Origin of the sequence: Bradyrhizobium sp. Bra78, assembly GCF_024519855.1 — a bacterium.
Taxonomy (GTDB): Bacteria; Pseudomonadota; Alphaproteobacteria; order Rhizobiales; family Xanthobacteraceae; genus Bradyrhizobium; species Bradyrhizobium japonicum_G.
This window is the reverse complement of record NZ_JALJRE010000020.1, coordinates 55,130-78,543: the sequence shown is the minus strand read 5'-3', so window position 1 is coordinate 78,543 and position 23,414 is coordinate 55,130. Positions and strand designations below refer to the sequence as shown.

The 23,414-nt window shown below is 65.2% G+C and carries 23 protein-coding genes; 16 read left to right on the top strand and 7 right to left on the bottom strand.

Features of this window, described 5'->3' with window-relative positions; translation table 11 throughout:
- Positions 1-10: 10 nt before the first annotated feature.
- Together OC450_RS31885 and OC450_RS31880 are read right to left on the bottom strand one after the other, a co-directional pair.
- Positions 11-1,264, bottom strand: coding sequence for a serine hydrolase domain-containing protein (locus OC450_RS31885; RefSeq protein ID WP_249129467.1), 1,254 nt, complete (start codon positions 1,262-1,264; stop codon positions 11-13).
- A 222-nt stretch (positions 1,265-1,486) separates the two neighbouring features.
- Entirely contained in the window at positions 1,487-2,176 is a 690-nt protein-coding gene (locus OC450_RS31880; RefSeq protein WP_262049334.1) for an aspartate/glutamate racemase family protein, read from the bottom strand.
- A 202-nt stretch (positions 2,177-2,378) separates the two neighbouring features.
- Here OC450_RS31880 and OC450_RS31875 point away from each other — a divergent pair, with 202 nt between their 5' ends.
- Positions 2,379-2,648 (top strand): hypothetical protein, encoded by a 270-nt coding sequence (locus tag OC450_RS31875; RefSeq protein WP_262049333.1) that lies wholly within the window; start codon positions 2,379-2,381, stop codon positions 2,646-2,648.
- A gap of 47 nt (positions 2,649-2,695) precedes the next feature.
- On the opposite strand, the gene OC450_RS31870 is transcribed toward OC450_RS31875, so the two are convergent.
- Entirely contained in the window at positions 2,696-3,088 is a 393-nt protein-coding gene (locus OC450_RS31870) for a VOC family protein (RefSeq protein WP_262049332.1), read from the bottom strand.
- Positions 3,089-3,266: 178 nt separating this feature from the next.
- Here OC450_RS31870 and OC450_RS31865 point away from each other — a divergent pair, with 178 nt between their 5' ends.
- Complete coding sequence (locus OC450_RS31865) at positions 3,267-4,421, top strand: acyl-CoA dehydrogenase family protein (RefSeq protein WP_262049331.1); 1,155 nt, start codon at positions 3,267-3,269, stop codon at positions 4,419-4,421.
- Between the two features lie 208 nt (positions 4,422-4,629).
- Positions 4,630-5,382, top strand: a complete 753-nt coding sequence (locus tag OC450_RS31860) for a hypothetical protein (RefSeq protein ID WP_211386260.1) — start codon at positions 4,630-4,632, stop codon at positions 5,380-5,382.
- A gap of 47 nt (positions 5,383-5,429) precedes the next feature.
- On the opposite strand, the gene OC450_RS31855 is transcribed toward OC450_RS31860, so the two are convergent.
- On the bottom strand, positions 5,430-7,598 hold the full coding sequence (locus tag OC450_RS31855; RefSeq protein WP_262049330.1) for a putative bifunctional diguanylate cyclase/phosphodiesterase: 2,169 nt from the start codon (positions 7,596-7,598) through the stop codon (positions 5,430-5,432).
- A 44-nt stretch (positions 7,599-7,642) separates the two neighbouring features.
- Positions 7,643-7,882, bottom strand: a complete 240-nt coding sequence (locus OC450_RS31850; protein WP_256805536.1) for a hypothetical protein — start codon at positions 7,880-7,882, stop codon at positions 7,643-7,645.
- Between the two features lie 220 nt (positions 7,883-8,102).
- Here OC450_RS31850 and mepA point away from each other — a divergent pair, with 220 nt between their 5' ends.
- The 4 genes from mepA to modC all read left to right on the top strand — a co-directional run bounded on the left by mepA (position 8,103) and on the right by modC (position 11,736).
- Entirely contained in the window at positions 8,103-9,047 is a 945-nt protein-coding gene (gene mepA / locus OC450_RS31845) for a penicillin-insensitive murein endopeptidase (RefSeq protein WP_211386257.1), read from the top strand.
- 518 nt (positions 9,048-9,565) lie between these two features.
- Positions 9,566-10,348: a molybdate ABC transporter substrate-binding protein gene (modA, locus tag OC450_RS31840; RefSeq protein WP_256805535.1), complete on the top strand. Its 783-nt coding sequence runs from the start codon at positions 9,566-9,568 to the stop codon at positions 10,346-10,348.
- Between the two features lie 27 nt (positions 10,349-10,375).
- Positions 10,376-11,071 carry a molybdate ABC transporter permease subunit gene (gene modB / locus OC450_RS31835; protein WP_211386255.1) on the top strand — a complete coding sequence of 232 codons (696 nt, stop codon included), beginning with the start codon at positions 10,376-10,378 and terminating at the stop codon, positions 11,069-11,071.
- Positions 11,072-11,073: 2 nt separating this feature from the next.
- Positions 11,074-11,736 (top strand): molybdenum ABC transporter ATP-binding protein, encoded by a 663-nt coding sequence (modC, locus tag OC450_RS31830; RefSeq protein WP_211386254.1) that lies wholly within the window; start codon positions 11,074-11,076, stop codon positions 11,734-11,736.
- Between the two features lie 110 nt (positions 11,737-11,846).
- On the opposite strand, the gene OC450_RS31825 is transcribed toward modC, so the two are convergent.
- Positions 11,847-12,593, bottom strand: coding sequence for a GntR family transcriptional regulator (locus OC450_RS31825; RefSeq protein WP_410050529.1), 747 nt, complete (start codon positions 12,591-12,593; stop codon positions 11,847-11,849).
- A 190-nt stretch (positions 12,594-12,783) separates the two neighbouring features.
- Between OC450_RS31825 and OC450_RS31820 the strand changes: the two genes are divergently transcribed.
- The 5 genes from OC450_RS31820 to OC450_RS31800 are packed head-to-tail and all read left to right on the top strand — an operon-like array spanning position 12,784 to position 17,467.
- A complete protein-coding gene (locus tag OC450_RS31820) occupies positions 12,784-13,818 on the top strand; it encodes an extracellular solute-binding protein (RefSeq protein WP_211386252.1) in 1,035 nt (344 codons plus the stop codon).
- On the top strand, positions 13,815-14,894 hold the full coding sequence (locus OC450_RS31815) for an ABC transporter ATP-binding protein (protein ID WP_262049329.1): 1,080 nt from the start codon (positions 13,815-13,817) through the stop codon (positions 14,892-14,894). Before OC450_RS31820 ends, OC450_RS31815 begins: the two co-directional genes overlap by 4 nt.
- Positions 14,891-15,754: an ABC transporter permease gene (locus OC450_RS31810; protein ID WP_211386250.1), complete on the top strand. Its 864-nt coding sequence runs from the start codon at positions 14,891-14,893 to the stop codon at positions 15,752-15,754. The genes OC450_RS31815 and OC450_RS31810 overlap by 4 nt, the downstream gene beginning before the upstream one ends.
- Complete coding sequence (locus tag OC450_RS31805) at positions 15,754-16,551, top strand: ABC transporter permease (protein ID WP_211386249.1); 798 nt, start codon at positions 15,754-15,756, stop codon at positions 16,549-16,551. Before OC450_RS31810 ends, OC450_RS31805 begins: the two co-directional genes overlap by 1 nt.
- Before the next feature lie 4 nt (positions 16,552-16,555).
- The gene (locus OC450_RS31800) at positions 16,556-17,467 is read left to right on the top strand and encodes a polysaccharide deacetylase family protein (protein WP_211386248.1); all 912 of its coding nucleotides are present in this window, start codon (positions 16,556-16,558) and stop codon (positions 17,465-17,467) included.
- A gap of 55 nt (positions 17,468-17,522) precedes the next feature.
- On the opposite strand, the gene OC450_RS31795 is transcribed toward OC450_RS31800, so the two are convergent.
- Positions 17,523-19,316 (bottom strand): potassium/proton antiporter, encoded by a 1,794-nt coding sequence (locus tag OC450_RS31795; RefSeq protein WP_256805529.1) that lies wholly within the window; start codon positions 19,314-19,316, stop codon positions 17,523-17,525.
- 211 nt (positions 19,317-19,527) lie between these two features.
- On the opposite strand from OC450_RS31795, the gene OC450_RS31790 reads away from it, so the two are divergent.
- The 4 genes from OC450_RS31790 (at position 19,528) to OC450_RS31775 (ending at position 23,394) form a co-directional block, all read left to right on the top strand.
- Positions 19,528-20,844 (top strand): mechanosensitive ion channel family protein, encoded by a 1,317-nt coding sequence (locus OC450_RS31790; protein WP_256805528.1) that lies wholly within the window; start codon positions 19,528-19,530, stop codon positions 20,842-20,844.
- A gap of 108 nt (positions 20,845-20,952) precedes the next feature.
- A complete protein-coding gene (map, locus tag OC450_RS31785; RefSeq protein ID WP_211386245.1) occupies positions 20,953-21,771 on the top strand; it encodes a type I methionyl aminopeptidase in 819 nt (272 codons plus the stop codon).
- Positions 21,772-21,864: 93 nt separating this feature from the next.
- Complete coding sequence (gene radC, locus OC450_RS31780; RefSeq protein ID WP_211386244.1) at positions 21,865-22,578, top strand: RadC family protein; 714 nt, start codon at positions 21,865-21,867, stop codon at positions 22,576-22,578.
- Between the two features lie 27 nt (positions 22,579-22,605).
- Positions 22,606-23,394: a DUF4239 domain-containing protein gene (locus OC450_RS31775; RefSeq protein WP_211386243.1), complete on the top strand. Its 789-nt coding sequence runs from the start codon at positions 22,606-22,608 to the stop codon at positions 23,392-23,394.
- The last annotated feature ends 20 nt before the right edge of the window (positions 23,395-23,414 follow it).

Sequence of the window (23,414 nt, the reverse complement as noted above, 5' to 3'; positions counted from 1 at the left end):
CATTGTCAGATCATTTCCCGAGCTGTTCCAGCACGGCGGACCACAACGCAAGCGGCTCCCTGAGGGCTCCCGGTTCGGACGGCTTCTGGCGAACGGCGGTGTGCACCATGACGAGCTTCGAGGCCGGATCGACCAGGATGACCTGACCGCGGATGCCGAGCAGGGCAAATCTGCGCTGCTCGCCAGGGAGGAGCCACACCTGATAGCCGTAGCCGAAATAGGGTGTTGCCACTCGCGGAGCGAGATGACTATCGCCTGGTCTGACGGTCGTGGCATCCAACAGCCATTGCCGGGGGATCAACTGACGACCTTCCCAGGCGCCGTCATGTGCGAGCAGCCGTGCGAGGCGGGCATAGTCGCGCAAGACTGCGTTGAAGCAGCAAAAGGCAATCTCCTGCCCGCTGCCGTCGATCGCCCATGAGGCATCCGCTTCGGTGCCGATAGCATCCCAGATCCGGTCGTGGAGATAGTCGGCAACCGGCGTGCCCGTCGCGGAGCGCAGGACCAGGCCCAGGATCTCGGTTTCCACACTGGCATAGTGCCATCGGGTCCCCGACGGTGCGGTTCTTGTATTGAATTGTGCGACGACGACGGCGGGATCTTTCGGCTCTTCAACGAACAAGGCTCGCCCAAGCCGGGCTATGTCGTCGTGCCCGTCATAGACCTCGGAAAATTCGACGCCCGACGACATGTTCAGCAGGGCCCGGATGGAGGTGTTTCCATATTCCGTTCCCGCAAGGCCGGAAACGTAGGTCGAGACCGGGTCGTCGATCGACTTGATCCGTCGCTCCGAGACCGCGATCCCGACCAGCATGGCCACCAGCGTCTTGGCCATGGACTGCGAGAGAAAGCGGTCGTGGTCGGTCCGCGCGTATTGATAGTGCTCGTACAGGATCGTGTCGTCCCTGGCGATCAGGAGTCCCGTCACCGGGTTGCGTTTGAGGTAATCCGCGATGCTCAACCGTTCCGTACCGAAACTGTAGGCGATCGCCGGCTCCGGCGCGCGCTTGAAGTGCCAGGACGTCGTCGCCCGACCGATCGGGCGCGAGGGAAAGATCTCGCCGAAATGGCTGTAGACCCCGACGAGCTTGTCGAGCTGGGTGGTGGTCCCCCGCGTGCCGACCGGATAGCCGGACGCCGCGCCGTAGAGCTCGGCATTGGGGCCGCTCTCCGAAAAGACCGGTCCTGCCTCGCTGGGCGAGCTTCGGACGTCCTGTGCGCAGGCCAGGGACGTCCAGAGTGCGGAGACAAGAAGGACAGGCAAGAAAAGTCCCCGGCAACCGCGGGGCTTGCTGAGAGCTCCCCAATTCATTGCACCTGCCTCCTCTCACGCTCTGGCGGGTGCTTTTATGAGAACAATCCCGCAAGGCGCTAATGAGAGGAATGCTATCATTACGGGTAGAGGGTGTCAGCATGTGGCCGATCGCCGACGTCGGCCGAATTCCGCGCTTCAGATGACGGACCTCTCGCGCCACCGAGACATCCATCATCCGATCGCGAAATCAGCCGCCGTCTCGGCGTGGATCGCAGTCGTGTCGAACGTCTCGACTGTCGTGTCGCCCTGCCCGACCAGCATCGTGATCTCGGTGCAGCCGAGGATGATGCACTCGGCGCCGGCGACGACGAGGGCAGCCATCACGTCCCGATAGCGGCCACGGGAGGAAGCGGAGACGATTCCGAGGCACAGCTCGTCGTAGATGATGCGATTCACGTCGGTCCGCGGCTCGGCGGGAGGAACCAGGACGTCGAGATCATGCGCGCGCAGCCGGTCGATGTAGAAGTCTTCCTCCATCGTGAACCTGGTCCCAAGGAGCCCGACCCGCCGATAGCCTTTCGACCGAATGCGCTCTGCCGTTGCGTCGCCGATGTGAATGAAGGGAACGGTGACGTTCGCCATGATGGCGGGTGCCAGTTTGTGCATCGTGTTCGTGCACAGCACGATCGCACGCGCGCCGGCGCCTTCAAGACGCCGCGCGATCTCCGACAGGCTGGCCCCCGCCTCGTCCCAGCGGCCGCCATATTGCATCTCCTTGATCTCCTGAAAGTCGTAGGAATACATCAACAACGGAGCCGAATGCAGCTTGCCCATGCGGTCGCGGACGCGCTCGTTGATGAGCTTGTAGTAGAGCGCGGTGCTCTCCCAGCTCATGCCCCCAATCAGGCCAATCGTCTGCATCGCGTCGCTCCACGGATAGCTCGACCGGATCGTAGACGAAGACATCGAGGCTTGCCATCACGATGCGGAACGAATGGCTTGAGAAGCATCGTTGCTGCGATTGAACCAACGGCAAACCCGGCTACACCAAACCAGGTCGCGCCAATGCAATGGCCGTCGTATCGCGCCGACAGATACGCGCTACGACGAAACGGATGCCTACATGCGGTTTTTCCTTTGCGAGGTCGTCGCCCGAATCGTCGCGATCTATCTGTGCGTCGACTGCGGCCGCATGCTGTGGGATGGCTACAACGAGAGGAAAATCAGGGCCTTCAGCCCTGACCTCGTGGTCTGGCTGCTGGACTGGTCGAGGCAGGTTTTTCAGCGGGACACTGCGCCGGTCCGGTACTGGATGGAAATGGGCCATCAAGTCATCTGCCTGGTGGCGTGCCTCGCCGTTGCGATATTCGGATGGTGGCTGCCGAACGGCTGAGCATTCGGCGATGGCGCTCCGGACCTTGCCATGGACCTGCAAGCGAGCTATCGCGCCAGCTGCAAGAGATCCCAGCGATTTCCATAGAGATCGTCAAAGACCGCAACGGTTCCGTACGGCTCAACGCGCGGCTCCTCCCGAAACAGCACGCCTCTTGAGCGGTAGGCTTCGTAGTCGCGCCAGAAATCGTCTGTGTGCAGGAAGAGGAACACCCGCCCGCCGGTTTGATCGCCGATGCGTTGCGTTTGCTCCACCGTGACCGCTTTCGCCAGGAGGATACGGGTCTCCAGGGAGCCCCATGGAGCAACCAGGACCCACCTTTTACCGTTGCCGAGTTCTGTGTCCTCAACCAACTCAAAGCCCAGCCGCCCGATGAAATAGGCGATGGCTTCATCGTAGTCGCGGACCAGAAGAGAAAGGTATCCAATGTGCTGCGGCATGTCCGGGTCAGTCTACGCCGCCGGTTTTGGTCTGCAACGGGTTGCGGCGTGAGATTCCGCGTTTCGACACTGACGTCTCGCCCCCGCAATGACGACCGCACCACCTTGATCCTGTCCACCAAATAGATCACCATTGCTTCTCTTACCGCTCACACCAAGAATGAGCGAGGAAACGCGCATGAACGCAACTCCAGCAGTTGGCCTGGTCGAACGTGCCGGCGCACTGGCACCGCTGATTGCGGGCGAGGCGGATGGCATCGAGCGAAGCCGGCGGCTGACGCCGGCCGTCGTCTCTGCGCTGATCGACAACGGGCTCTACCGGGCGCTGCTGCCGCAGAGCCTGGGCGGCGCCGAGGCCCCCATCGAAATCTTCATGCAGATGCAGGAGGAGATCGCGAAGGCCGATGCGTCGACCGCCTGGTGTCTCGGCCAAAACAGCGTCTGCGCCATGATCGCGGCTTCACTCGACCACGACACTGCGAATGAAATCTTCAACGCAGCCCCCGGCATCCTCTCCTGGGGCGCGGTGGCGCACGAGGCGCGTGCGGTCGAGGGCGGCTATCGCGTCACGGCGCGCTGGGATTTCGCCTCGGGCTCGCGGCAGGCGAGCTGGCTCGGGGCGCATGTCCGCATCGTCGGTTCCGACGGAGCGCCGCGCAAGAATGCGGACGGATCGCCGGAGCTGCGCACCATCCTGTTTCCGGTCGCGAGCGCGACCCTGCATGACGTCTGGCAGGCGATCGGGCTCGCCGGGACCGGCACCGATTCCTACGAGGTGAGCGACCTCTTCGTCCCCGAACGCTTCACAACATTTCGTGACGTGCCGTCCGCGCTGCGCGAGAAGGGGCCGCTCTACAAAATCGGCACCGGCTCGACCTTCAGCCTCGGCTTTGCCGCGGTATCGCTCGGCGTCGCGCGCGCCACGCTGGACGCCGCGATTGCACTGGCGCGTGGAAAGCATCAGTCGCTGGCGGCAGGCGCCATGCGCGACAACCAGGCGGTTCAGGGCATGATCGGCCGCACCGAAGGCGATCTGCGCGCTGCGCGCGCGTATCTCTATGCGACCGCAAGCGCGATGTGGCGAGACCTGTCTGCGACCGGCGCGTTCAGCGCGGTGCATCGCAGCGCTGTCAGGCTCGCCGCGACCTGGACCATCCACCAATCAGCGCGCGTGGTCGACACCGCCTATCGCATGGCCGGCGCGACCGCGGTATTCCGCAGCAATCCGTTCGAGCGGCGCTTTCGCGACATGCACGCCATCGCCCAGCAGATCCAGGCGCGCGACACGCATTACGAGGACGTCGGCAGGATGATCCTTTCAGGGGACCGCTGACGTCGACCCGTTGCGAAAGTGCATCCACGCTGACCTATGTCGAGTTCGCCATCCGGCGCCTCCGTCGATGAACCATCTTGGCTTTTCCCGGACCAATTTCTATAGTCACCGGAACGACAGCTTTTCCGCTGTCAACCGAGCCGACCATAGTGAATTGATCGTTCAAAATTGTTTTTAGCGCGCTGCATGCGCGCAAGAGAGGTCCGTTATGGGCCGAACGGCTGGCGAGAAAGTCAGTTGCGATGCCGTGCGGCGTCATTCGCCGGGATGGCACCATGGTGGCACTCTCATTATTGTGATGCTCTGCACCGCATGCACGCTCCTGTTCGCGAGCGAAGCCCTGGCTCAATGCTCGGCGCGAGATGTCCTGCGGAATCACCTGACGCTCAAGCAAGCTCCCTCTGACAGGCCGCAAATCCCAATCAGATTCGCCGTCGATGTCCCCGCGTGGAAGACGGTCAAAATCGGGACGTTCGCAAATTTCTTCGCTCTCAGTAACGCATTGGATGCGGCAGGTTGCAGCATCGGAAACTCGGCTGGGGAAATTCTCGCGCGACCGACCTTTACCCTTAGCGCCACGAAAACAAGCGTCGAGCTCTTTGCGGTGTCGGCGGCCGAACTTGGCTTTCAGACCGATACAGCGTTGCTGGCGGACATTTATGCGCGCGCCAAGCAGCTGGGTTTCGGCCTGGCGGCGGCTGAAGTCGGACCACAACTGAGGCTTCAATATTTTGACCAGCCGGTCGGCGAATTTCTCATCATCGGAATGGAGCCGATCAGGACCTGGCAGGGCGCCCCCGTCATCCTGAACGTGGCCAATGGCGGAGCGGGACTCATTCTCATCGGCCAGGATGGCAGCGCCGACGCACAGATCCCCGTGGCATCCCGGTTTGTATTCGTGCGGTCCAATGAAACCGCTGCTGCCGAGGGGCATAAGGCCGTATCGCTTGTCCGTCACTGAACTTTCGACCGTGCGCAACTCAAGACGCAAGCCGACATCCGCGCGCCCTAGGCCACCAGCGCGTCATCCTCGTCGTCCCCGTCGATGCCACGCTGCGCCGCCAGCAGGCTGATGATCTCGGCATTGGGCCGGGCCTTGCTGAACAGGAAGCCCTGGCCCTCGTCGCAGCCTTCGGCGCGCAGGCAGCTCAGCTCAGACTCGGTCTCGACGCCCTCGGCGGTGATGGTGACGCCTAGCCCTTTGCCGAGGCTGACGATGGAGCGGATGATCGCCTGGGCCTCGCGGTTGGCGCCGAGATCGCGCACGAAGGACTGGTCGATCTTGATCTTGTCGAACGGGAAGCTGCGCAGATAGGAGAGGCTGGAATATCCGGTGCCGAAATCGTCCATGGAGACGCGCACGCCGAGCGCGCGCAGCGCATGCAGCGTCGCCAGCACCTGCGCGCTCTTCTCCAGGAGCAGCGTCTCGGTGATCTCGAGCTCGAGCCGCCGGGCCGGCAGGCCGGCATGCTTCAGCGCGTCCGTCACCACCGAAAGCAGATTGCCGCTGCGGAACTGAAGCGGCGACAGATTGACGGCGACGCGGACGTCGTCCGGCCAGGTCGCGGCGTCGAGGCAGGCCCGGCGCAGCATCAGGCCGCCGAGCGGGTTGATCAGCCCGGTGTCTTCGGCGACCGGGATGAACTCGGCCGGCGAGACCATGCCGCGCTCGGCATGCGGCCAGCGCACCAGCGCCTCGAAGCCGGTGATGCGGCCGCTGGAAAGATCGACCAGCGGCTGGTAGTAGGGCCGCAGCACGTCGTTCTGGATCGCGTCGCGCAGCTCGACCTCGATCTTGCGGCGGCTCTGCGCCTTGGCATCGAGCGCGGCCTCGAAGAACGCAAACGTGCCGCGCGCATCCAGCTTGGCGCGCGACAGCGCCATGTCGGCGCTCTTGAGCAGCTTTTCGGAATCATCGCCGTCGCCGGGCGCCATCGCGATGCCGATGGAGGCGCCGATCACCACGGAATGGCCGTCGAGCAGATAGGGATCGGCAATCGCCTCCAGCAGGCGCTTTGCCAGCAACACCGCGTCCTCGGGACGCGTCAGACCGCTCTGCACGATGGCGAATTCATCGGAATTGAGCCGCGCCAGCGCGTCGTCCTCGCGCAAGGTCGAACGCAGCCGCTTGGCGACACCGCGCAGCAGCTTGTCGCCGACCGCATGCCCGAGCGTGTCGTTGACCGCCTTGAAATTGTCGAGCCCGAGCATCAGCAGCGCAACCCTGTCGGAGCTGCGCCTCGTGTGCAGCAGCATCTCGTCGACCTGCTGGCGCAGGAGGTTGCGGTTGGGCAGGCCGGTGAGCCCGTCGTGCTGGGCCATGAAGGCGAGCCGCGCCTCGGCGCGCTTGCGCTCGGTGATGTCCATCAGCGCCAGCAGCACCGCGGGCCGCGCGGCATAGGTCAGCTCGCGCGAATAGATCGCAAGGTCGATCAGCGCGCCGTCGGCCTTGACGTGCTTCCAGGTACGCCCGGCCTGCTCCTCGCCGGTCGGATCGGTCGTCCAGGGCGGCTCGCTGTCGAAGGCCTGCAGCGAGCGGATCTTCAGCTTCTCGAACTCGGCGCGGCTGTAGCCGTAATGCGCGATCGCGGCGTCGTTGACGCCGAGGATGCGCTCGTCGTCGAGGGCGCAGACGATCATGGGGACGGGATTGCCGTCGAACAGCAGGCGGAACGAGGCCTCGCGCTGCTTCAATTCGGTGATGTCGACGCGCAGGCCGACCACGCCGCCGTCGTCGGTGAGCCGCTCGTCGATCAGGATGACGCGGCCGTCCGCCAGCTTCTGCTCGTGGCGCGCGCCGGGCTGATAGAGCTTTTGCAGCCGCTCGGCGATCCATTCTTCCTCGTGGCCGGCAGCCTCCGGATAGTCGCCGCGGGCGACACCGATGCGCAGCGTGTCTTCGAGACGCGCGCCTTCTTCGAACAGATCGGCGGTCTTGCTGTAGATCTCGGAATATTGCTTGTTCCAGAGGACGTAGCGGCCCTCGGCATCGAGAAACACGATGCCTTGCGGCAGGATCTCGATGGCCTGGCGCAGGCGCTCATGGGCCTTGCGCGCTTCCGCGATCGCGGCTTCCGCCTCGGCGCGGCTGCGCAGAACTTCGTCGCGTTCGGACAGAAGATGAGGCGCGCGCGCGAAGCGCGGCTTGCGTGGCCGTTGGCCGGCCCTGGCAAACACGCTGTGCTTTCGCTTTTTTGGTTTTCGAGACCCCAAACTCAACTTCACTCGTCCCAGTCGCGCCCGGCGGCCGCAAGTTTTGGAGCAAGTGTCTGAAAAAAAAGTAATCCTGGTGCCGCCGCGGCCGGGCGCAACGTCCTCAACACGGGCCTTTTTGCCTTTTTACGAGGCGCGGCCGGCATCCGCGGGCGCGCCGAGACCATCCCGTCGTCGCAATCGAAGAGGAATGTGGCGCAAAATTGCGCGTGCTTTTGAATCGTTTCCGAATTCACCAGGGATTGCATGCCGGCCGTCCGCATTACTCACTGCGCGCACGAATTTTGGTCAACGCGGAACAGGGTTATCGCGCACTTAAAGACCGGCCGGCAGGGATGCGACTTTGGGATGACGAGATGGACATCGACATGGAAATGGGGATGGTCGCATGGGGACTCGCATAGCCCTGGCATTGCCGAGGGCCGGATCCTTAACCCTGACGCGGGGTTGGGCTATAAGGATGTCAGCATGAGTCCCCGCCGCCTTGTCTCTCTGCTGCTCGTCATGACGCTCCTGGCCGCCGGCGACGCGCTGGCCCAGGACAAGGGCAGCATGAATCCGAAGCCGCTGCCGCCGCTTGCCAATCCCAACGATCCCACCATCGGCGCCAAGGAGCTGTTCGCGCGAAAGCTGCTGCCCTCGAAGGGACCGGCGCATGTCATCGGCTCCTACACCAGGGGCTGCATCGGCGGCGCCGATCAGATGCCGGTCAACGGCGACAATTGGCAGGTGATGCGGCTGTCGCGCAATCGCAGCTACGGCCACCCCCAGATGATCGCGCTGATCAAGCGGCTCGCGGCCAGGGCGCACAAGGACGCGGGATGGCCGGGCATCCTGGTCGGCGACATCGCCCAGCCGCGCGGCGGCCCGGCGCTGTCCGGCCATGCCAGCCACCAGATCGGCCTCGATGCCGACATCTGGCTGACGCCGATGCCGGACCATCGGCTCTCGCGCGAGGAACGCGAGGAGATGTCGGCGGTTATGATGGTGCGGCAGGACCGGCTCGACATCGATCCGAAAGTTTTCACGCCGGGCCATGTGCTGGTGCTGCGCGACGCGGCGCAGGAGCCCGCGGTGCAGCGCATCTTCGTCAATGCCGCGATCAAGAAGGCACTGTGCCGCGAGGCCAGGGGCGACCGCTCCTGGCTGTCGAAGATCCGGCCTTGGTGGGGCCACGACTATCACTTCCACATCCGCATGCGCTGCCCGGCGGGCGCCGGCGAATGCGAGGGCCAGCCGTCGCAATCCGCGGACGAAGGCTGCAAGCCTGCCGATCTTGCCTATTGGTTCTCCGACGCGGTGCTGCATCCCAAGCCGCCGCCGGAGCCGCCAAAACCCAAGCCGCCGATGACGCTGGCGCAGATGCCCGCGGCCTGCAAGGTGGTGCTGCGCGCGGGCGATGCGAAGCCGTAAACATTGTCGTCCCGGCAGAGGCCTTCTCTTGAGTGTTGCACTCGTTTGTGAACTCAGGGGACCTATTGCTCCAGGGAGCAGTTGTTGGGCGAAGTGGTAACTCCGCGTCTTCGTAAAACACATCCCTGTGGTTATGGGTCCTGGATCAGCGCTTCGCGTGTCCAGGACGACGCTTGTGCGTAAGGCGACGGCTGGTTCGCACCCCCAAATGCGCTAGGATTGCCTGCCGCCGCCGGGTCGTAACCCGCGCGGCATCCCGGGATCTCGATCGCGATCCTGCCCAGCGAGTAGACCGGGCGGGACCAAAGGTCTCCTTTGACCTCAAAGGTCAGCTTTGACCTCAAAGGTCAGCTTTGACCTGTTCCGCCAGCCTGTTATGGTCTCCCCGGCGATATCCCGACGGACCGTAAGTCGGTCGGGCTTGTCGGAACAGCGCTTCCGCCGGTCGCAATCCTTACTCAACCAACGCCGTCTTGCGTGCGCCATTGGCGCGCGTATGCGCGCATGGAGCGCTCCCGATGTCCCGCCTTTCCGTGCTTTTTTCCGCCATCATCGTCTTGCTCGCGGCCCTTTCGCCTGCCGCCGCCGAGGACAAGACCATCACCGTGTTCGCGGCCGCCTCGATGAAGAACGCGCTCGACGAGGTCGACGCCGCCTACACCGCCAAGACCGGCGTCAAGTTCAGCGTCAGCTATGCCGCAAGCTCCGTGCTCGCCAAGCAGATCGAGCAGGGCGCGCCGGCCGACGTATTCGTCTCCGCCGACACCGACTGGATGGACTATGCGACCTCCAAGAAGACCATCGACGAGCCGAGCCGCGTCAACCTGCTCGGCAACAGCATCGTGCTGATCGCGCCGAAGGATTCAGGGATCGACAACGTCGCCATCGCGCAAGGTTTCGACCTCGCAAAACTCGCCGGCGACGGCAGGATCGCGACCGGCGACGTCAAGTCCGTTCCCGTTGGGAAATACGCCAAGGCCGCGCTGGAGAAGCTCGGTGCCTGGCAGGCCGCCGAGCCGAAATTCGCCATGGCCGAGAGCGTGCGCGCCGCGCTGACACTGGTGGCCCGCGGCGAGGCGGCGCTCGGCATCGTCTATTCCACCGACGCCAAGGTCGAGCCCGGCGTTAAGATCGTCGGCACCTTCCCGGCGGATTCCCACCCCGCGATCATCTATCCGGTCGCCGCGACCACCACCGCGAAGGGCGAGACCAGCGACTATCTCGCCTTCCTGCGCTCGACCGCGGCCAAGACCATTCTGGAAAAATATGGTTTCAAATTCCTCGTCAGTCCGACAACCTGATTTTTGCGACCTGATGTTCACGACTTGATGCTCGACATCTCTCCCGCCGAATGGACGGCGATCCTGCTCTCGCTCAGGGTCGCCGTCATCGCGACGCTGGTGGCAACGCCGTTCGGCATTGCGCTGGCATGGCTGCTTGCGCGCCGCGATTTCTGGGGCAAGCCGGTGCTCGACGCACTGGTGCATCTGCCGCTGGTGCTGCCGCCGGTCGTGACCGGTTATCTGCTGCTGTTGACGTTTGGCCGCCGCGGCCTCGTCGGCGCTTTCCTCGCCGATCATCTCGGCATCGTCTTCGCATTCCGCTGGACCGGCGCGGCGCTGGCCTGCGGCGTGATGTCGTTTCCGCTGCTGGTCCGCCCGATGCGGCTGTCGATCGAGGCGGTCGACCGCCGGCTCGAGCAGGCTGCCGAGACGCTTGGCGCGGCTCCTTTCAAGGTGTTCTTCACGGTGACACTGCCGCTGGCGCTGCCCGGCGTGCTCGCCGGCATGGTGCTCGGCTTTGCGAAAGCGATCGGCGAGTTCGGCGCGACCATCACCTTCGTCTCCAACATTCCCGGCGAGACCCAGACGATCTCCTCGGCAATCTATTCGCTGATCCAGACCCCGGATGGCGACGCCGCCGCGGGCCGGCTCGTGATCGTCTCGGTGATCCTGGCGCTGGGCGCGCTGATTGCCGCCGAATGGTTCGCCCGCCGCGCGACGCAGCGCCTGCACGGGAACTGACCATGCTGCGCGTCGACATCGAAAAGCAGCTCGGCGAATTCTCGCTGTCCGCGTCCTTCGCCAGCGAAGGCCGTGTCATCGGCCTGTTCGGCGCTTCGGGCGCCGGCAAGAGCTCGCTGGTCAACATGATCGCCGGCCTGCTGCGGCCCGACCGCGGCACCATCGTGATCGACGGCGAGACCGTGGACGATACGGCGGCCGGCATCCACGTCCCGACCTGGCGCCGCCGCATCGGCTACGTGTTCCAGGATGCGCGGCTGTTTCCGCACCTCAACGTCGCGCAGAATCTCGACTATGGAAGGCGGATGAACCGCCTGGCGCCCGATCCAGCGCAGCACAAGCGCGTCATCGACCTGCTCGACATCGGTGCGCTGCAGGGCCGCCGCCCCGGAAAACTTTCCGGCGGCGAACGCCAGCGCGTCGCGCTCGGCCGCGCGCTGCTGTCGAAACCGCGCCTCTTGCTCCTCGACGAGCCGCTCGGCGCGCTCGACGAAGGCCGCAAGCTCGAGATCCTGCCCTATCTGGTGCGGCTGCGGGACGAGGCCAACGTCCCCATGGTCTATGTCAGCCACGACGTCGCCGAGCTGCGCCAGCTCGCAACGCAGATCGTGATGCTGAAGCAGGGCCGCGTGACGTCGTTCGGCGGGGTCAAGGTGCTGACGTGAGAAGGTCCGTAGCCCATCCTCGCCATTGGAAGCGCAGTGAAGCAATCCAGAGTCTTTCCGCGGCGGCAGACTGGATTGCTTCGCTGCGATCGCAATGACGTGTGGAGAGTTCAGCGCTTTCGCCGCTTCGGCTTGACTGCACTGAATACGCTTTCCAAATCCTCGCTCGCCGGCGCCGCATCGTCGTCGAGATGCAGCCGGCTCTCCACATGCAAAAAATGCTCGCGCGACACCGCGATGGCGCGGGCCACATCGCGGGCGCGCAGCGCTTCGACGATGGCGCCGTGCTCGTCCACCGCGCAGATCGAATCGGTGGCGGGCTCATAGACCGAGACCATCACCGAGGAGCGGCTGAGCAGGTCGGCGAGGAAGCGCGTGAGCTCGGCATTGCCGAGCGCCTCGACCAGATGGACGTGGAATGCGCCCGACAGCCGCACCGAGGCAGCGCGGTCGCCGCGCGTGGCGGCGGCGCGTTCCTCGGCAAGATGTGCGGTCAGCCTGTCGATCAAGGCGTCGTCGATATGGCGCACGAGCTGCGTCAGCACGCCGGCTTCGAGCACGCGGTGCGCCTCGTAGACGCTGCGGACGTCGTCGAGCGTCGGGCGTGGCACGCGGGCGCCGCGATTGGGGATCATCTCCAGCCGCCGCTCCGCACCCAGCCGGTGCAGCACCTTGCGGATGCGCTCACGCGAGACGCCAAAAATGTCGGCAAGCGGCGGCTCGGCGAGCTTCACGCCCGCCTTCAGCTTCCCCTCCAGGAGCGCGTGCAGGATAGCCTGATAGACCGCCTCGTCCTCGGCCGGATTGGCCTTGCCGTTTGCCTTGCCGTCTCGCCTGCGCTGCGTCGCCATGGCGATAGCTAGGCCCAAAGGATGCGCAGCGTCACCTCCAAAAAATGTGCACATTTGTCGCGCCGCTGTGCAGGCGGCAATCCATGCCTGGATTCAGACCATTGATTTCATTATAGAACTCAAAAATGTGCACATTTGGCATGGTGCTTGCTGCTGTCTCGGAGCAAGCTTTACGCACAACAAACGGGACATGCCCATGCACACCCCCTCCCGACGCAGTGTTTTGAAGTCCGGCGCGGCCCTTGCCGCGATCATCGCAGCTCCAGCGCGGCTGCGCGCCGCGCCCAAGGAAATCGTCATCGGCGGCCCCGCAGGCGCCGCAAAGTATTTCAACGCCGATCTGTTTCCGGTGCTGGAGAAGAAGCTCGACTGCAAGGTGCTCTACGAGGGCACCAACTCGCTGACCAATCTCCAGAAGATGCAGGCCGACAAGGCCGCGCCGAAAATCTCCGTGGTCATCATGGACGATCCGGTGATGCTGCCGGCAGCCAGCGACGGCCTGATCACGAAGATGTCGGCCTCGTCCATCGCCAATCTCGGCAAGCTCGTGGACGGCTCGGTGCATCAGGACGGCATGTGGGCGAACTACCAGCGGCCCTGGGCCGGCATCGCCTACTCGACCAAGCGCATGAAGACGGCGCCCGCCAAATGGTCGGACCTGTGGGACGCGAAATATGCCTCGAGGGTGATCGTGCCGTCGCTGTCGAACACCGAAGGGTTCTGGACTCTGCTCGCGGCCGCGCGCCTTGAAACCGGCAAGCCCTACAAGGACGCGCAATACGAGATCGACGCCGCCTTCAAGAAGGTGAAGGAGCTGAAGGCGAACCTGCTCAACGTCTATACCAACGCGCCGCAGGCCATCAATCTGATGGAGCAGGGCGAGGCCTGGATGATCGGCGGACAGTTTTCCGCCTACACACTGATCCGTAAGGCGGAAGGCTCGCCGGTCGATCTCGCCGTGCCACAGGATGGCGGCTTTGCCATGCCCTCAGGCATTGCCAAGGTGGCTGGCGCACCGGCCGGCGATCTCGCCGATGCCGTGATCGACTTCTTCCTGAGCCCGGAGGCACAGACCATCCTCGCCGACAAGGCCTTCGTCGCGCCAACCAACAAGGGCACGCCGACGCCGGCCGGCTTCCCGGATCCCGCCTCGCTGTTCGCGCCTGACTGGGCGTTCGTCGCCAAGAACCGCGCCGCGTGGGTCGACCGCTGGAGCAAGGAGATGACATGAGCGAGAGCAGCCCGCATCTCGTCGTCCGCGGCGTCTCCAAGCGCTACGGGCCGACGACGGTTCTGGACCACATCGACCTCACCATCCGGCGCGGCGAGCTGGTGACGCTGCTCGGCCCCTCCGGCTGCGGCAAGACCACGCTGCTGCGCGCTATCGCCGGCCTCGTACAGCCCGACACCGGCAAGGTCGAGCTCGCCGGGCGAGACATCACCAACGTGCCGCCGCACAAGCGCAATGTCGGCGTGGTGTTCCAGAGTTACGCGCTGTTTCCGCATCTCACCGTCGCCGGCAATGTCGCGTTCGGATTGAAAGTGCGCGGCATGGCCAGGCGCGAGATCGACATCGCGGTCGAGCGCGCGCTGGCGCTGGTCAAGCTCGGCCATCTCTCCGGACGGCGCATCTCGGCGCTGTCGGGCGGGCAGCAGCAGCGCGTGGCGCTGGCGCGCGCCATCGCGGTCGAGCCTGATGTGCTGCTGTTCGACGAGGCACTCTCCGCGCTCGATCGCAAGCTGCGCGAGGAAATGCAGGTCGAGCTGCGCCGCCTGCTCCAGGACGTGAAGGCAACCGCGATCTTCGTGACCCACGATCAGGACGAGGCGCTGACCATGTCCGACCGCGTCGCCGTCATGAACAAGGGGCGGATCGAGCAGCTCGCCGAGCCGCGCGAACTGTATTTGCGGCCCGCGAGCCTGTTCGCGCTCAACTTCGTCGGGCTGTCGACGCGGATTGCGGGCACCGTCCTGGCGGCAGGCAACGGCAAAGTCGATGTCGAGACCAGGGTCGGCCGCCTGTCGGCGCTCGGCAATTTCCAGGCAGGCTCCCCCGTCATCGTCGCTGCGCGCCCCGAGCAGCTTCGCTTGGGCGAACAGGGCGAAGCCAACTCCGCGGCGGGGCGTGTTCGCTCCGTGGTGTTCCAGGGCTCGCGTACGCTGGTCGAGGTCGATGCCGGCGCCGGCGAAAGCCTGCTTGCCGAGCTCTCGGGGCGTGACGGCGCGATCCCGCGCCTGCATGACGAGATTCGCCTGAGCTGGCCTGTGGCCGAGACCTTCGCGTTTCCGATGGAGGCGCAGGCATGACCGAGGCGGCCCTTCCCGCGCCGGTGTCGGCGCCCGCGGTTGACCGCGAGCGGCTCGCCGCAGTTGGATTCGTGCTGCCGTCCTTCGTCATCATCGCCGGCGTGTTCGCGCTGCCGCTGGTGCTGCTGCTGGGCGTCAGCATCGTCGACGCCAACGGGCTGACCTTTGCGCATTACAAGCGCCTGCTCGGCACGCCCTATTATCTCGGCGTGATCTGGAATTCGTTGCGGCTCGGCCTTTTGACCACGCTGATCGCCTTCCTGATCAGCTACCCCGCCGCCTTCGCGCTGGCGCGCGCCCGCGGGCCTTTGCGCTCGGTGCTGCTGGCGACGCTGTTCCTGCCGCTCGCGGCCAGCGTCATCGTCAAGGCCTTTGCCTGGACGATCCTGCTGCGCAGCGACGGCATCGTCAACGAGACGCTGATGGCGCTCGGCATCATCGAAGACCCGATCCGGATGATCTTCACCGAAACCGCGCTGATCGTCGGCGCCGTCAACATCTTCCTGCCCTTCATGATCCTGCCGATCTACGCGATCGTCGCACAGCTCGATCCGCGTTATGCGGAAGCAGCCTCCACGCTCGGCGCCTCGCCGGTCGTGACGTTCTTTCGCGTGATCCTGCCGCTGACCTTGCCCGGCATCATCGCGGGCGTGGCGCTGGTGTTCTCGCTCTCGGTCTCCGCCTATGTGGTGCCGACGCTGCTGATCGGCGAGAAATACCCGACGCTCGCGACCACGATCGCAAAAGCCTATCTGCTGGCGCGTGAACCCGGCTTCGGCGCTGCGGCGGGCGTCGTGCTGCTGGCGATCGCGATCGCAATCGTCGCGCTGAGCGCGCGCCTGTCGCGGGAGCCGAAATGATGACGCGAACCGCAATCATCGTCTGCTGGGTGATGGCGATCGGGCTGGCGCTGTTCCTGGTCGTCCCGCTGCTGGTCATCGCCGCCGCGAGCTTCTCGCCGACGCCGGTATTTGATTTGCCGCTGACGGGCGCATCGACGCGATGGTATGGTCGGATCGCGCGGCTCGACGGCTTCTGGCCGTCGCTGCTGCTGTCGCTGCAGATCGCGCTGTTCTCGACGGCGATCTCGCTGGTCTGCGGCACGCTCGCGGCGATCGCGATCGCACGGGGAAAGCTGCCGGGCGCCGGCATCTTCGCGACCGCGCTGGTGTCGCCGCTGATGATGCCGGGCCTCGTGCTCGGCATCGCGCTGCTGCAGGGCTTTCGCGCCGTCGGGTTCACCGCACCCTGGGCGACGCTGCTGGTGGCTCATCTCGTCATCACGCTGCCTTACGTCGCCCGCACCATGATCGCGGGGCTTGCGCGGTTCGACTTCACGCTGATCGAGGCGGCGCGCACGCTCGGCTGCACCTATCCCGGCAGCGTGCTGCGGGTGATGGTGCCGGCGCTGGCGCCGTCATTCCTGATCGCGGGAATCTTCTCTTTCCTGGCCTCGTTCGACAACTATCCGGTGTCGATCTTCCTCGCCGACGTCCGCACCAAGACGCTGCCGATCCGGATGCTGCAATATATCGAGGAGGCGCCCGACCCGACGCTGGCGGCGCTGTCCACCCTCATCCTCGCGGGCACAGTGATCCTGCTGGTCGTCAGCGACCGCGTCGTCGGCCTGCACCGCATGGCCGGAACCTCGGACTGATCCCATGAGCGAAGCAGAGCATCCTCTCTCACGACGCGACTTCGCCGGATACCGCGGCACGCCGCCGAATCCGCGCTGGCCGAACGGCGCGCGCGTCGCGGTGTCGCTGGTGGTGAATTTCGAGGAGGGATCGGAGTTCTCCGTCAACGACGGCGACGCCGGCAACGAGGCGATCTACGAGGTCGTGCATCGGCTCGACGGCCCGGATTCCTGCATCGACAGCCATTTCGAATACGGCACGCGTGCCGCGTGGTGGCGCATCATGGACCTGTTCGACGCGCACGGGGTCAAGGTCACCGTGAGCTCCTGCGGCCGTGCGGTCGAGCGCTTGCCGGAGCTGGCGCGCGACGCCGTCGCGCGCGGCCACGAAGTCTCCGCGCATGGCTGGCGCTGGCAGAGCCACGCCGGGATGGATGAAGCGGACGAACGCGAAGTCATTGCGAGGACGGTCGCGACGATCGAACGCGTCACCGGACAACGCCCGGTCGGCTGGCACACGCGCTCGGCGACCTCGCCGAACACGCGCCGCCTGCTGGTCGAGGATGGCGGCTTCCTCTACGACAGCGACGCCTATAATGACGACCTGCCCTATTACAAAGAGATCTCCGGCAAGCAGCACCTCGTGCTGCCCTACGCCTTCGACACCAACGACATGCAGTATTACAACGCCTCGCGCTTCAACGGCGCGGATTTCGCCGATTACGTCATCGACGCCTTCGAATGGCTTCGCCGCGAGGGCGAGACGGCGCCAAAGATGATGTCGATCGGCCTGCATCTGCGCATGATCGGCCGCCCCGGCCGTATCGGCGCGCTGGAGCGGATTCTCACGCATATCACCGGAAGCGGCGCAGCGTGGATCGCGCCGCGCGCGGCGATCGCGCGGCATTGGAAGGAAGTGGTGCCGGCTGGGGTGTGAGTCGTGCCGCATTGGCGGCTCTTACCCTCCCCGGAGGGGGAGGGTGAAGACGGCGCTAAACCCCCGCTACCGAGGTCCACAAATCCGCCAGCTTGCGCCGCAGGGCCTGTGTGCGAGACAGCGGCGCCGGCGTCTCTTCTTCCTCCGGCAGGCGGAGGCCGACGACGCTGACGCGGCCGCCGGAGATGCTGCGTGCGACCAGCACGATCTCGTCCAGCGCAAGCTCAGCGCCCTCTTTCGGCGCGCGGTCGAGATGGACGTCGAAATAGTCGGCGAGCGTCAGCTTGCCGTCGTCCTCGCCGACTTTCACGCCGTAGATTTCGGCAAGCTCGGCGAGCGTGTGCTCGCCGGAGACCATGAAGTCGCCGAGCAGATGCGGATCGGGTGTCGAGCTCGGCTGCATATCGACGAAGAAGCGGTCGAGCGACTCGGCCTTTTCCGGCGGCGCCAGCAGATAGATGTAGTCTCCGGGCGCGATCGGATCGGCCTCCAGCGGCGTCAGGATGTTCTCGTTGCGGATCACCAGCGTCGGCTTGGACCAGGACGGGATCAGGCCGCGGCGGAAATACAGGCTCTTGGGCCGGACCGGATAGCCGACGAGCTGCTGCTCGAGCTGGCCGGGCAAGTCCAATTCGACACGCCGCGGGCCGCGCTCGGCGCGCGGCAAGGCGACGTGCAGCTTGCGCGCGGCGGGCGCCAGCGTCCAGCCCTGCAGCAACAGTGAGATGATGACGACGACGAAGGCCACGTCGAAATAGAGATAGGCTTTCGACAGGCCGACCAGCATCGGGATCGACGCCAGGAAGATCGCGACGGCGCCGCGCAGGCCGGTCCAGGCGATGAAGATCTTTTCACGCCAGTTGAAGCGGAACGGCGAAAGGCACACGAACACCGCGATCGGCCGCGCCACCAGCATCAGCACGAATGCGACACCGACCGCCGGCAGCACGCTGGTGCCGAGCCGGCTCGGCGACACCAGCAGGCCGAGCAGCACGAACATCACGATCTGCGCCAGCCAGGTCGCCGCATCCAGGAAAGCCACCACCGAATTATGCGCGCGCGTCGGCCGGTTGCCGATGATGATGCCGGCGAGATAGACCGCGAGGAATCCCGAGGCGTGCATGATCTGCGAGCCGCCGAAGATCACGAGCGCGGCCGTGGTCACGAACGGCGCATGCAGGCCTTGCGGCAGCGCGACCTTGTTGAGCGCGATGACGACGAGACGTCCGCCAAGAAAGCCGACGATGGCGCCCAGCACCGCCTCCTGGATGAACTCCATCGCCACATGCCCGGCCGAGCTCGACCCCAGCGAGATGTATTCGACCAGCATGAGCGTGAGGAAGATCGCGAAGGGGTCGTTGGTGCCGGATTCAGCCTCCAGCGTCGCGCCGACGCGCGGGCGCAGGCGCAGGCCCTGGGTGTGCACCAGCAGGAACACGGCGGCAGCATCGGTCGAGGCCACCACGGCACCGACCAGCAGCGACTCGGTCCAGTTGAGGTCGAGCGCGTATTTCGCGAACGGGGCCGTGATCAGCGCGGTCAGGAGCACGCCGACCGTCGCCAGCACCACGGACGGCGCGAGCACGGTGCGGATGCTGGCAAAGCGTGTCCGCAGGCCGCCGTCGAACAGGATCAGGGCGAGCGCCACCGAGCCGACCAGATAGGTGGTGCGGACGTCGTCGAACTGGACCTGCCCGGGACCGGAATCACCGGCGAGCATGCCGATCGCAAGGAAGACGAGCAGCAAGGGCGCGCCGAAGCGCAGTGCAAGCAGGCTCGACAGGATGCCCGCCATGACGAGGACGGCGCCGAGCAATATGGCGATGCTGACGGAGTCGAGGGAAGCCATCCACCTTCCGGGTAAAAATCGCTGGAATTGCATCCTTATCGTCGCCACACCGGCGCGCCAACCCATTTTCTCCCGCGCGCGGCAATCTGCCCGTATTTTGCGGCCTTAACGCACTTCACTTAGCAGTGTATCGGTGGCCGGGCCGCTGCCTTTGTGGGATTCTGCGGCTCCCTCGAATCAATTCCTTCCGCCCGCTTCCCCGACGAGACCGATGGACATGGACCTCAAAGACTTCATGGAGTTCGTGCAGACCACCGCGCGCAGCGTCGGCGCCGAAATCTCCTCACCCTGGTTCTACCTGCAATTCGGCCTCATTCTGGCCGCGGTCGGCATCGCCTATGCCACGGAAGCCGCCGTTCGCAGCCGCGTCGACATTACGTCGCTGGCCATGCGCTGGCCGCTGCCGCTCCGGCACTTCGTCCGGGTGATGGTCTCCAGCGCCTCGACCGCGGTGTTCACCCTGCTCGTGATCGTCTCGCGCGTGGTGATGTACCACGCGACCTGGCCGAGCCGGAGCTATCTCCTGATGGTCGCCGCCAAGCTCGGCTTCGCCTGGCTCGCGATCCGGCTGCTGACCTCGGTGCTGCGCAACGCCTTCATCGTCAAGCTGGTGTCGATCACCGCGTGGTTCATCGCGGCGCTCTCCATCGTCGGCCAGCTCGATGCGACGGTCGACCTGCTCGATTCCGTCGCGATCGTGCTCGGCGGCCTGCGGCTGACACCCCTGCTCGTGATCAAGGCCGGCGCGCTGCTGCTCATCGCACTCTGGCTCACCAACATCGCCAGCAATTTCGCCGAGAGCCGGATCAATTCGACCACCGATCTGACGCCGTCGGTGCAGGTGCTGCTGGTCAAGATCATCCGCATCGGACTTCTGGCCATCGCGATTGTCATTGCGCTCGGCGCGGTCGGCATCGACCTGTCGGCACTCGCGGTGTTCTCCGGCGCGGTCGGCGTGGGCATCGGCATCGGCCTGCAGAAGATCGTCGCCAATTTCATCTCGGGGATCATCCTGCTCGCCGACAAATCGGTGAAGCCGGGCGACCTCGTCACCATCGGCGACAATACCGGGCGGATCAGCGCGATGAAGACGCGTTATATTTCCGTCGCCGCCGGCGACGGCCGCGAATTCCTGGTGCCGAACGAGGATCTGGTGACGCAGAAGGTCGTCAACTGGACCTATACCGACAAGAACACGCTGGTGAAGATCGCCTTCGGCACCAATTACGATGCCGACCCCAGACTGGTCTGCAAGCTCGCCGCAGAGACCGCCGCCGCCCATCCGCGCGCGCAGAAGGGCAAGCCGCCGAATTCCATCCTGACCGAGTTCGCGGAAGCCGGGATGAAGTTCTCGCTGACCTTCTGGATCGCCGATCCCGACGGCATGGACGGCGTCAAGAGCGACGTCATGCTGGCGCTGTGGGACGCCTTCAAGCGCGAGGGCATCCGGGTTCCCTATCCCGTCCGCGAAATCCGCATCCGCGGCGGCGCACTGCCGGTGGAAACCACCGTAGAAGTCCCGAATTGAGCCCGCTTTCGGGCACAGGGCGGCGAACCTTGGCTTGCGCGAAAGCCCGCAATCATTAGATTGGGGCCTGAATTCAAGCCTTTCCGCCGACATCGAGACCAGCCCCGCATGAGCTACGTCGAAGCCTCCGATACCTCCCTGCGCAAGACCGGACAGATCAAGCTGCATGGGCCGAGCGCCTTTGCCGGCATGCGCAAGGCCGGCGCGCTAGTGGCGAAGTGCCTCGACGAGCTCACCGACATCGTCGGGCCCGGCGTGCCGACCGAGCGCATCGACCAGTTCGTCCGCGACTTCGCCTTCAGCCACAATGCCTATCCGGCGACGCTGATGTATCGCGGCTACCGCTACTCCACCTGCACCTCGCTCAACCACGTGGTCTGCCACGGCATGCCCGGCGACCGTCCACTGAAGGAGGGCGACATCGTCAATATCGACGTCACCTTCATCGTCGACGGCTGGTATGGCGATTCCAGCCGGATGTATGCGATCGGCCCGATCGCGCGCAAGGCCGAGCGGCTGATCGAAGTCACGTATGAAGCGATGATGCGCGGCATCGCCGCGGTGAAGCCCGGCGCCACCACCGGCGACATCGGCCACGCCATCCAGAGTTTTGTCGAGCCGCAGGGCATGAGCGTGGTGCGCGATTTTTGCGGCCACGGCCTCGGCCGCATGTTCCACGACGAGCCGAACATCATCCATATCGGCCGGCCCGGCGAAGGCGTGCAGCTCAAGCCCGGCATGTTCTTCACCATCGAGCCGATGATCAATCTCGGCAAGCCGCATGTGAAGATCCTGTCCGACGGCTGGACCGCGGTGACCCGCGACCGCTCGCTGTCGGCGCAGTTCGAGCATTCGGTGGGCGTGACCGCCACCGGCGTCGAGATCTTCACGCTGTCGGAACGGCACGGCGAGAAACAGATCGGGTGAGCCTGCAAAGGCTCGCCGGCGGGACGTGAACCAGACTTGCCCCCCGCAATTGACGGTTGCAAAAACGATAGTCCCCGGCAATGCTGGCGGCCGATGCCCGCCAAAACCGACCACGACAAGAGCAAGCCTGAGGACGCGCCGCACTATCTCGGCCATCGCGAGCGGCTGCGCGAGCGCTTCTACAGCGCCGGTGCGGACGCGCTCAGCGACTACGAATTGCTGGAGATGGCGTTGTTTCCGGCCCTGCCGCGGCGCGACACCAAGCCGCTGGCGAAGATGCTGATCAAGACCTTCGGCTCCTTCGCGGAAGTCGTTCATGCGCCGGTCGCGCGCTTGCGCGAGGTTGACGGCATCGGCGAATCCGCGATCCACCAGCTCAAGTTGATCGCCGCGGCGGCGCACCGCGTCGCCAAGGGCGAGGTCAACAGCCGCAACGCGCTGTCGTCCTGGAACGAGGTGATCGACTATTGCCGCTCCAGCATGGCGTTCGCCGACAAGGAGCAGTTTCGCCTGCTCTTCCTCGACAAGCGCAACCAGCTCATCGCCGACGAGGTGCAGCAGACCGGCACGGTCGACCACACCCCGGTCTATCCGCGCGAGGTGATCAAGCGCGCGCTCGAGCTTTCGGCAACCGCGCTGATCCTGGTGCACAACCACCCCTCAGGCGATCCTTCGCCCTCGCAGGCCGACATCCAGATGACCAAGGCCATCATCGACATCGCCAAGCCGCTGGGGATTGCCGTGCATGACCATATCATCGTCGGCAGAAGCGGCCACGCCAGCTTGCGCGGGATGCGGTTGATCTAGATCGTCGAATCACATGACAAGAACAGCATGAGCGACTGGCTGCACAATCTGCCGCTGCCGTTGATGGCGCTGGTCATCTTCGGCTTCACCTATCTTCTGGGCGCGGCCATCTTCGCGGCCGTCGCGCTGGCCGCGACGGGTGAGCGCGCGACATCGCTGAAAGCGATATCGCCGGGCATGCTGCCGGTGCTCGGTATCATCTTCGGCCTGTTCGTCGCCTTTACCGCCGCGCAGGTCTGGGGCGACGGTGACCGCGCCGGCGCCGCGGTCAGCCGCGAGGCCAGCGCCCTGCGAGGCACCGTGCTGCTGGCCGCCGGCCTGCCGGCGGAGCAGGAAACGAAGCTGCGCGGCCTGGTGCGCGCCTATGTCGAACAGGCCGTCGCGCTGGAATGGCCGATGATGGCGCATCAGGAGGTGTCGCTGAAGGTGACGCCGCCGCCGCTCGCCGAAGCCCTGCAGCTCGTCGTCACGATGACGCCGCAGGGTACGGGTCAGGCGAATGTGCAGCGCGAGCTCATCGCCACGCTGGAGCAGGCGCTGGATGCGCGGCGGCAGCGGATCATCGTCAGCCTCGCCGCCGTGAATCCGGTCAAATGGTGGTGCCTGTATCTCCAGGCGGCCTGCGCGCTGCTGGTGATCGGCCTCGTTCATTGCGACAACCGCCTGGGGTCGGCGATTGCGATGGGCCTGTTCGCGACCGGCGTCGCCACCTCGGTCCTGCTGATCGCCGCGCATGACCGGCCGTTCGCCGGCCAGATTTCGATCCGGCCGGAGCCGCTGCTCCAGATCATGCCGGAGCCGGCGGCGAAAAGCTGAAGCGCGCGCGCCTCGTCCGG

Excerpts from the sequence above, each read along its gene's own strand:
- OC450_RS31810 (WP_211386250.1), top strand. The coding sequence starts at position 14,891 with ATGACCGAGGCGGCCCTTCCCGCGCCGGTGTCGGCGCCCGCGGTTGAC.
- OC450_RS31820 (WP_211386252.1), top strand. The coding sequence starts at position 12,784 with ATGCACACCCCCTCCCGACGCAGTGTTTTGAAGTCCGGCGCGGCCCTT.
- OC450_RS31815 (WP_262049329.1), top strand. The coding sequence starts at position 13,815 with ATGAGCGAGAGCAGCCCGCATCTCGTCGTCCGCGGCGTCTCCAAGCGC.
- OC450_RS31870 (WP_262049332.1), bottom strand. The coding sequence starts at position 3,088 with ATGCCGCAGCACATTGGATACCTTTCTCTTCTGGTCCGCGACTACGAT.
- modC (WP_211386254.1), top strand. The coding sequence starts at position 11,074 with ATGCTGCGCGTCGACATCGAAAAGCAGCTCGGCGAATTCTCGCTGTCC.
- mepA (WP_211386257.1), top strand. The coding sequence starts at position 8,103 with ATGAGTCCCCGCCGCCTTGTCTCTCTGCTGCTCGTCATGACGCTCCTG.
- OC450_RS31880 (WP_262049334.1), bottom strand. The coding sequence starts at position 2,176 with ATGCAGACGATTGGCCTGATTGGGGGCATGAGCTGGGAGAGCACCGCG.
- OC450_RS31775 (WP_211386243.1), top strand. The coding sequence starts at position 22,606 with ATGAGCGACTGGCTGCACAATCTGCCGCTGCCGTTGATGGCGCTGGTC.
- OC450_RS31875 (WP_262049333.1), top strand. The coding sequence starts at position 2,379 with ATGCGGTTTTTCCTTTGCGAGGTCGTCGCCCGAATCGTCGCGATCTAT.
- map (WP_211386245.1), top strand. The coding sequence starts at position 20,953 with ATGAGCTACGTCGAAGCCTCCGATACCTCCCTGCGCAAGACCGGACAG.
- OC450_RS31795 (WP_256805529.1), bottom strand. The coding sequence starts at position 19,316 with ATGGCTTCCCTCGACTCCGTCAGCATCGCCATATTGCTCGGCGCCGTC.
- OC450_RS31805 (WP_211386249.1), top strand. The coding sequence starts at position 15,754 with ATGACGCGAACCGCAATCATCGTCTGCTGGGTGATGGCGATCGGGCTG.
- OC450_RS31800 (WP_211386248.1), top strand. The coding sequence starts at position 16,556 with ATGAGCGAAGCAGAGCATCCTCTCTCACGACGCGACTTCGCCGGATAC.
- modB (WP_211386255.1), top strand. The coding sequence starts at position 10,376 with ATGCTCGACATCTCTCCCGCCGAATGGACGGCGATCCTGCTCTCGCTC.
- modA (WP_256805535.1), top strand. The coding sequence starts at position 9,566 with ATGTCCCGCCTTTCCGTGCTTTTTTCCGCCATCATCGTCTTGCTCGCG.
- OC450_RS31860 (WP_211386260.1), top strand. The coding sequence starts at position 4,630 with ATGGGCCGAACGGCTGGCGAGAAAGTCAGTTGCGATGCCGTGCGGCGT.
- radC (WP_211386244.1), top strand. The coding sequence starts at position 21,865 with ATGCCCGCCAAAACCGACCACGACAAGAGCAAGCCTGAGGACGCGCCG.
- OC450_RS31865 (WP_262049331.1), top strand. The coding sequence starts at position 3,267 with ATGAACGCAACTCCAGCAGTTGGCCTGGTCGAACGTGCCGGCGCACTG.
- OC450_RS31850 (WP_256805536.1), bottom strand. The coding sequence starts at position 7,882 with ATGCAATCCCTGGTGAATTCGGAAACGATTCAAAAGCACGCGCAATTT.
- OC450_RS31790 (WP_256805528.1), top strand. The coding sequence starts at position 19,528 with ATGGACATGGACCTCAAAGACTTCATGGAGTTCGTGCAGACCACCGCG.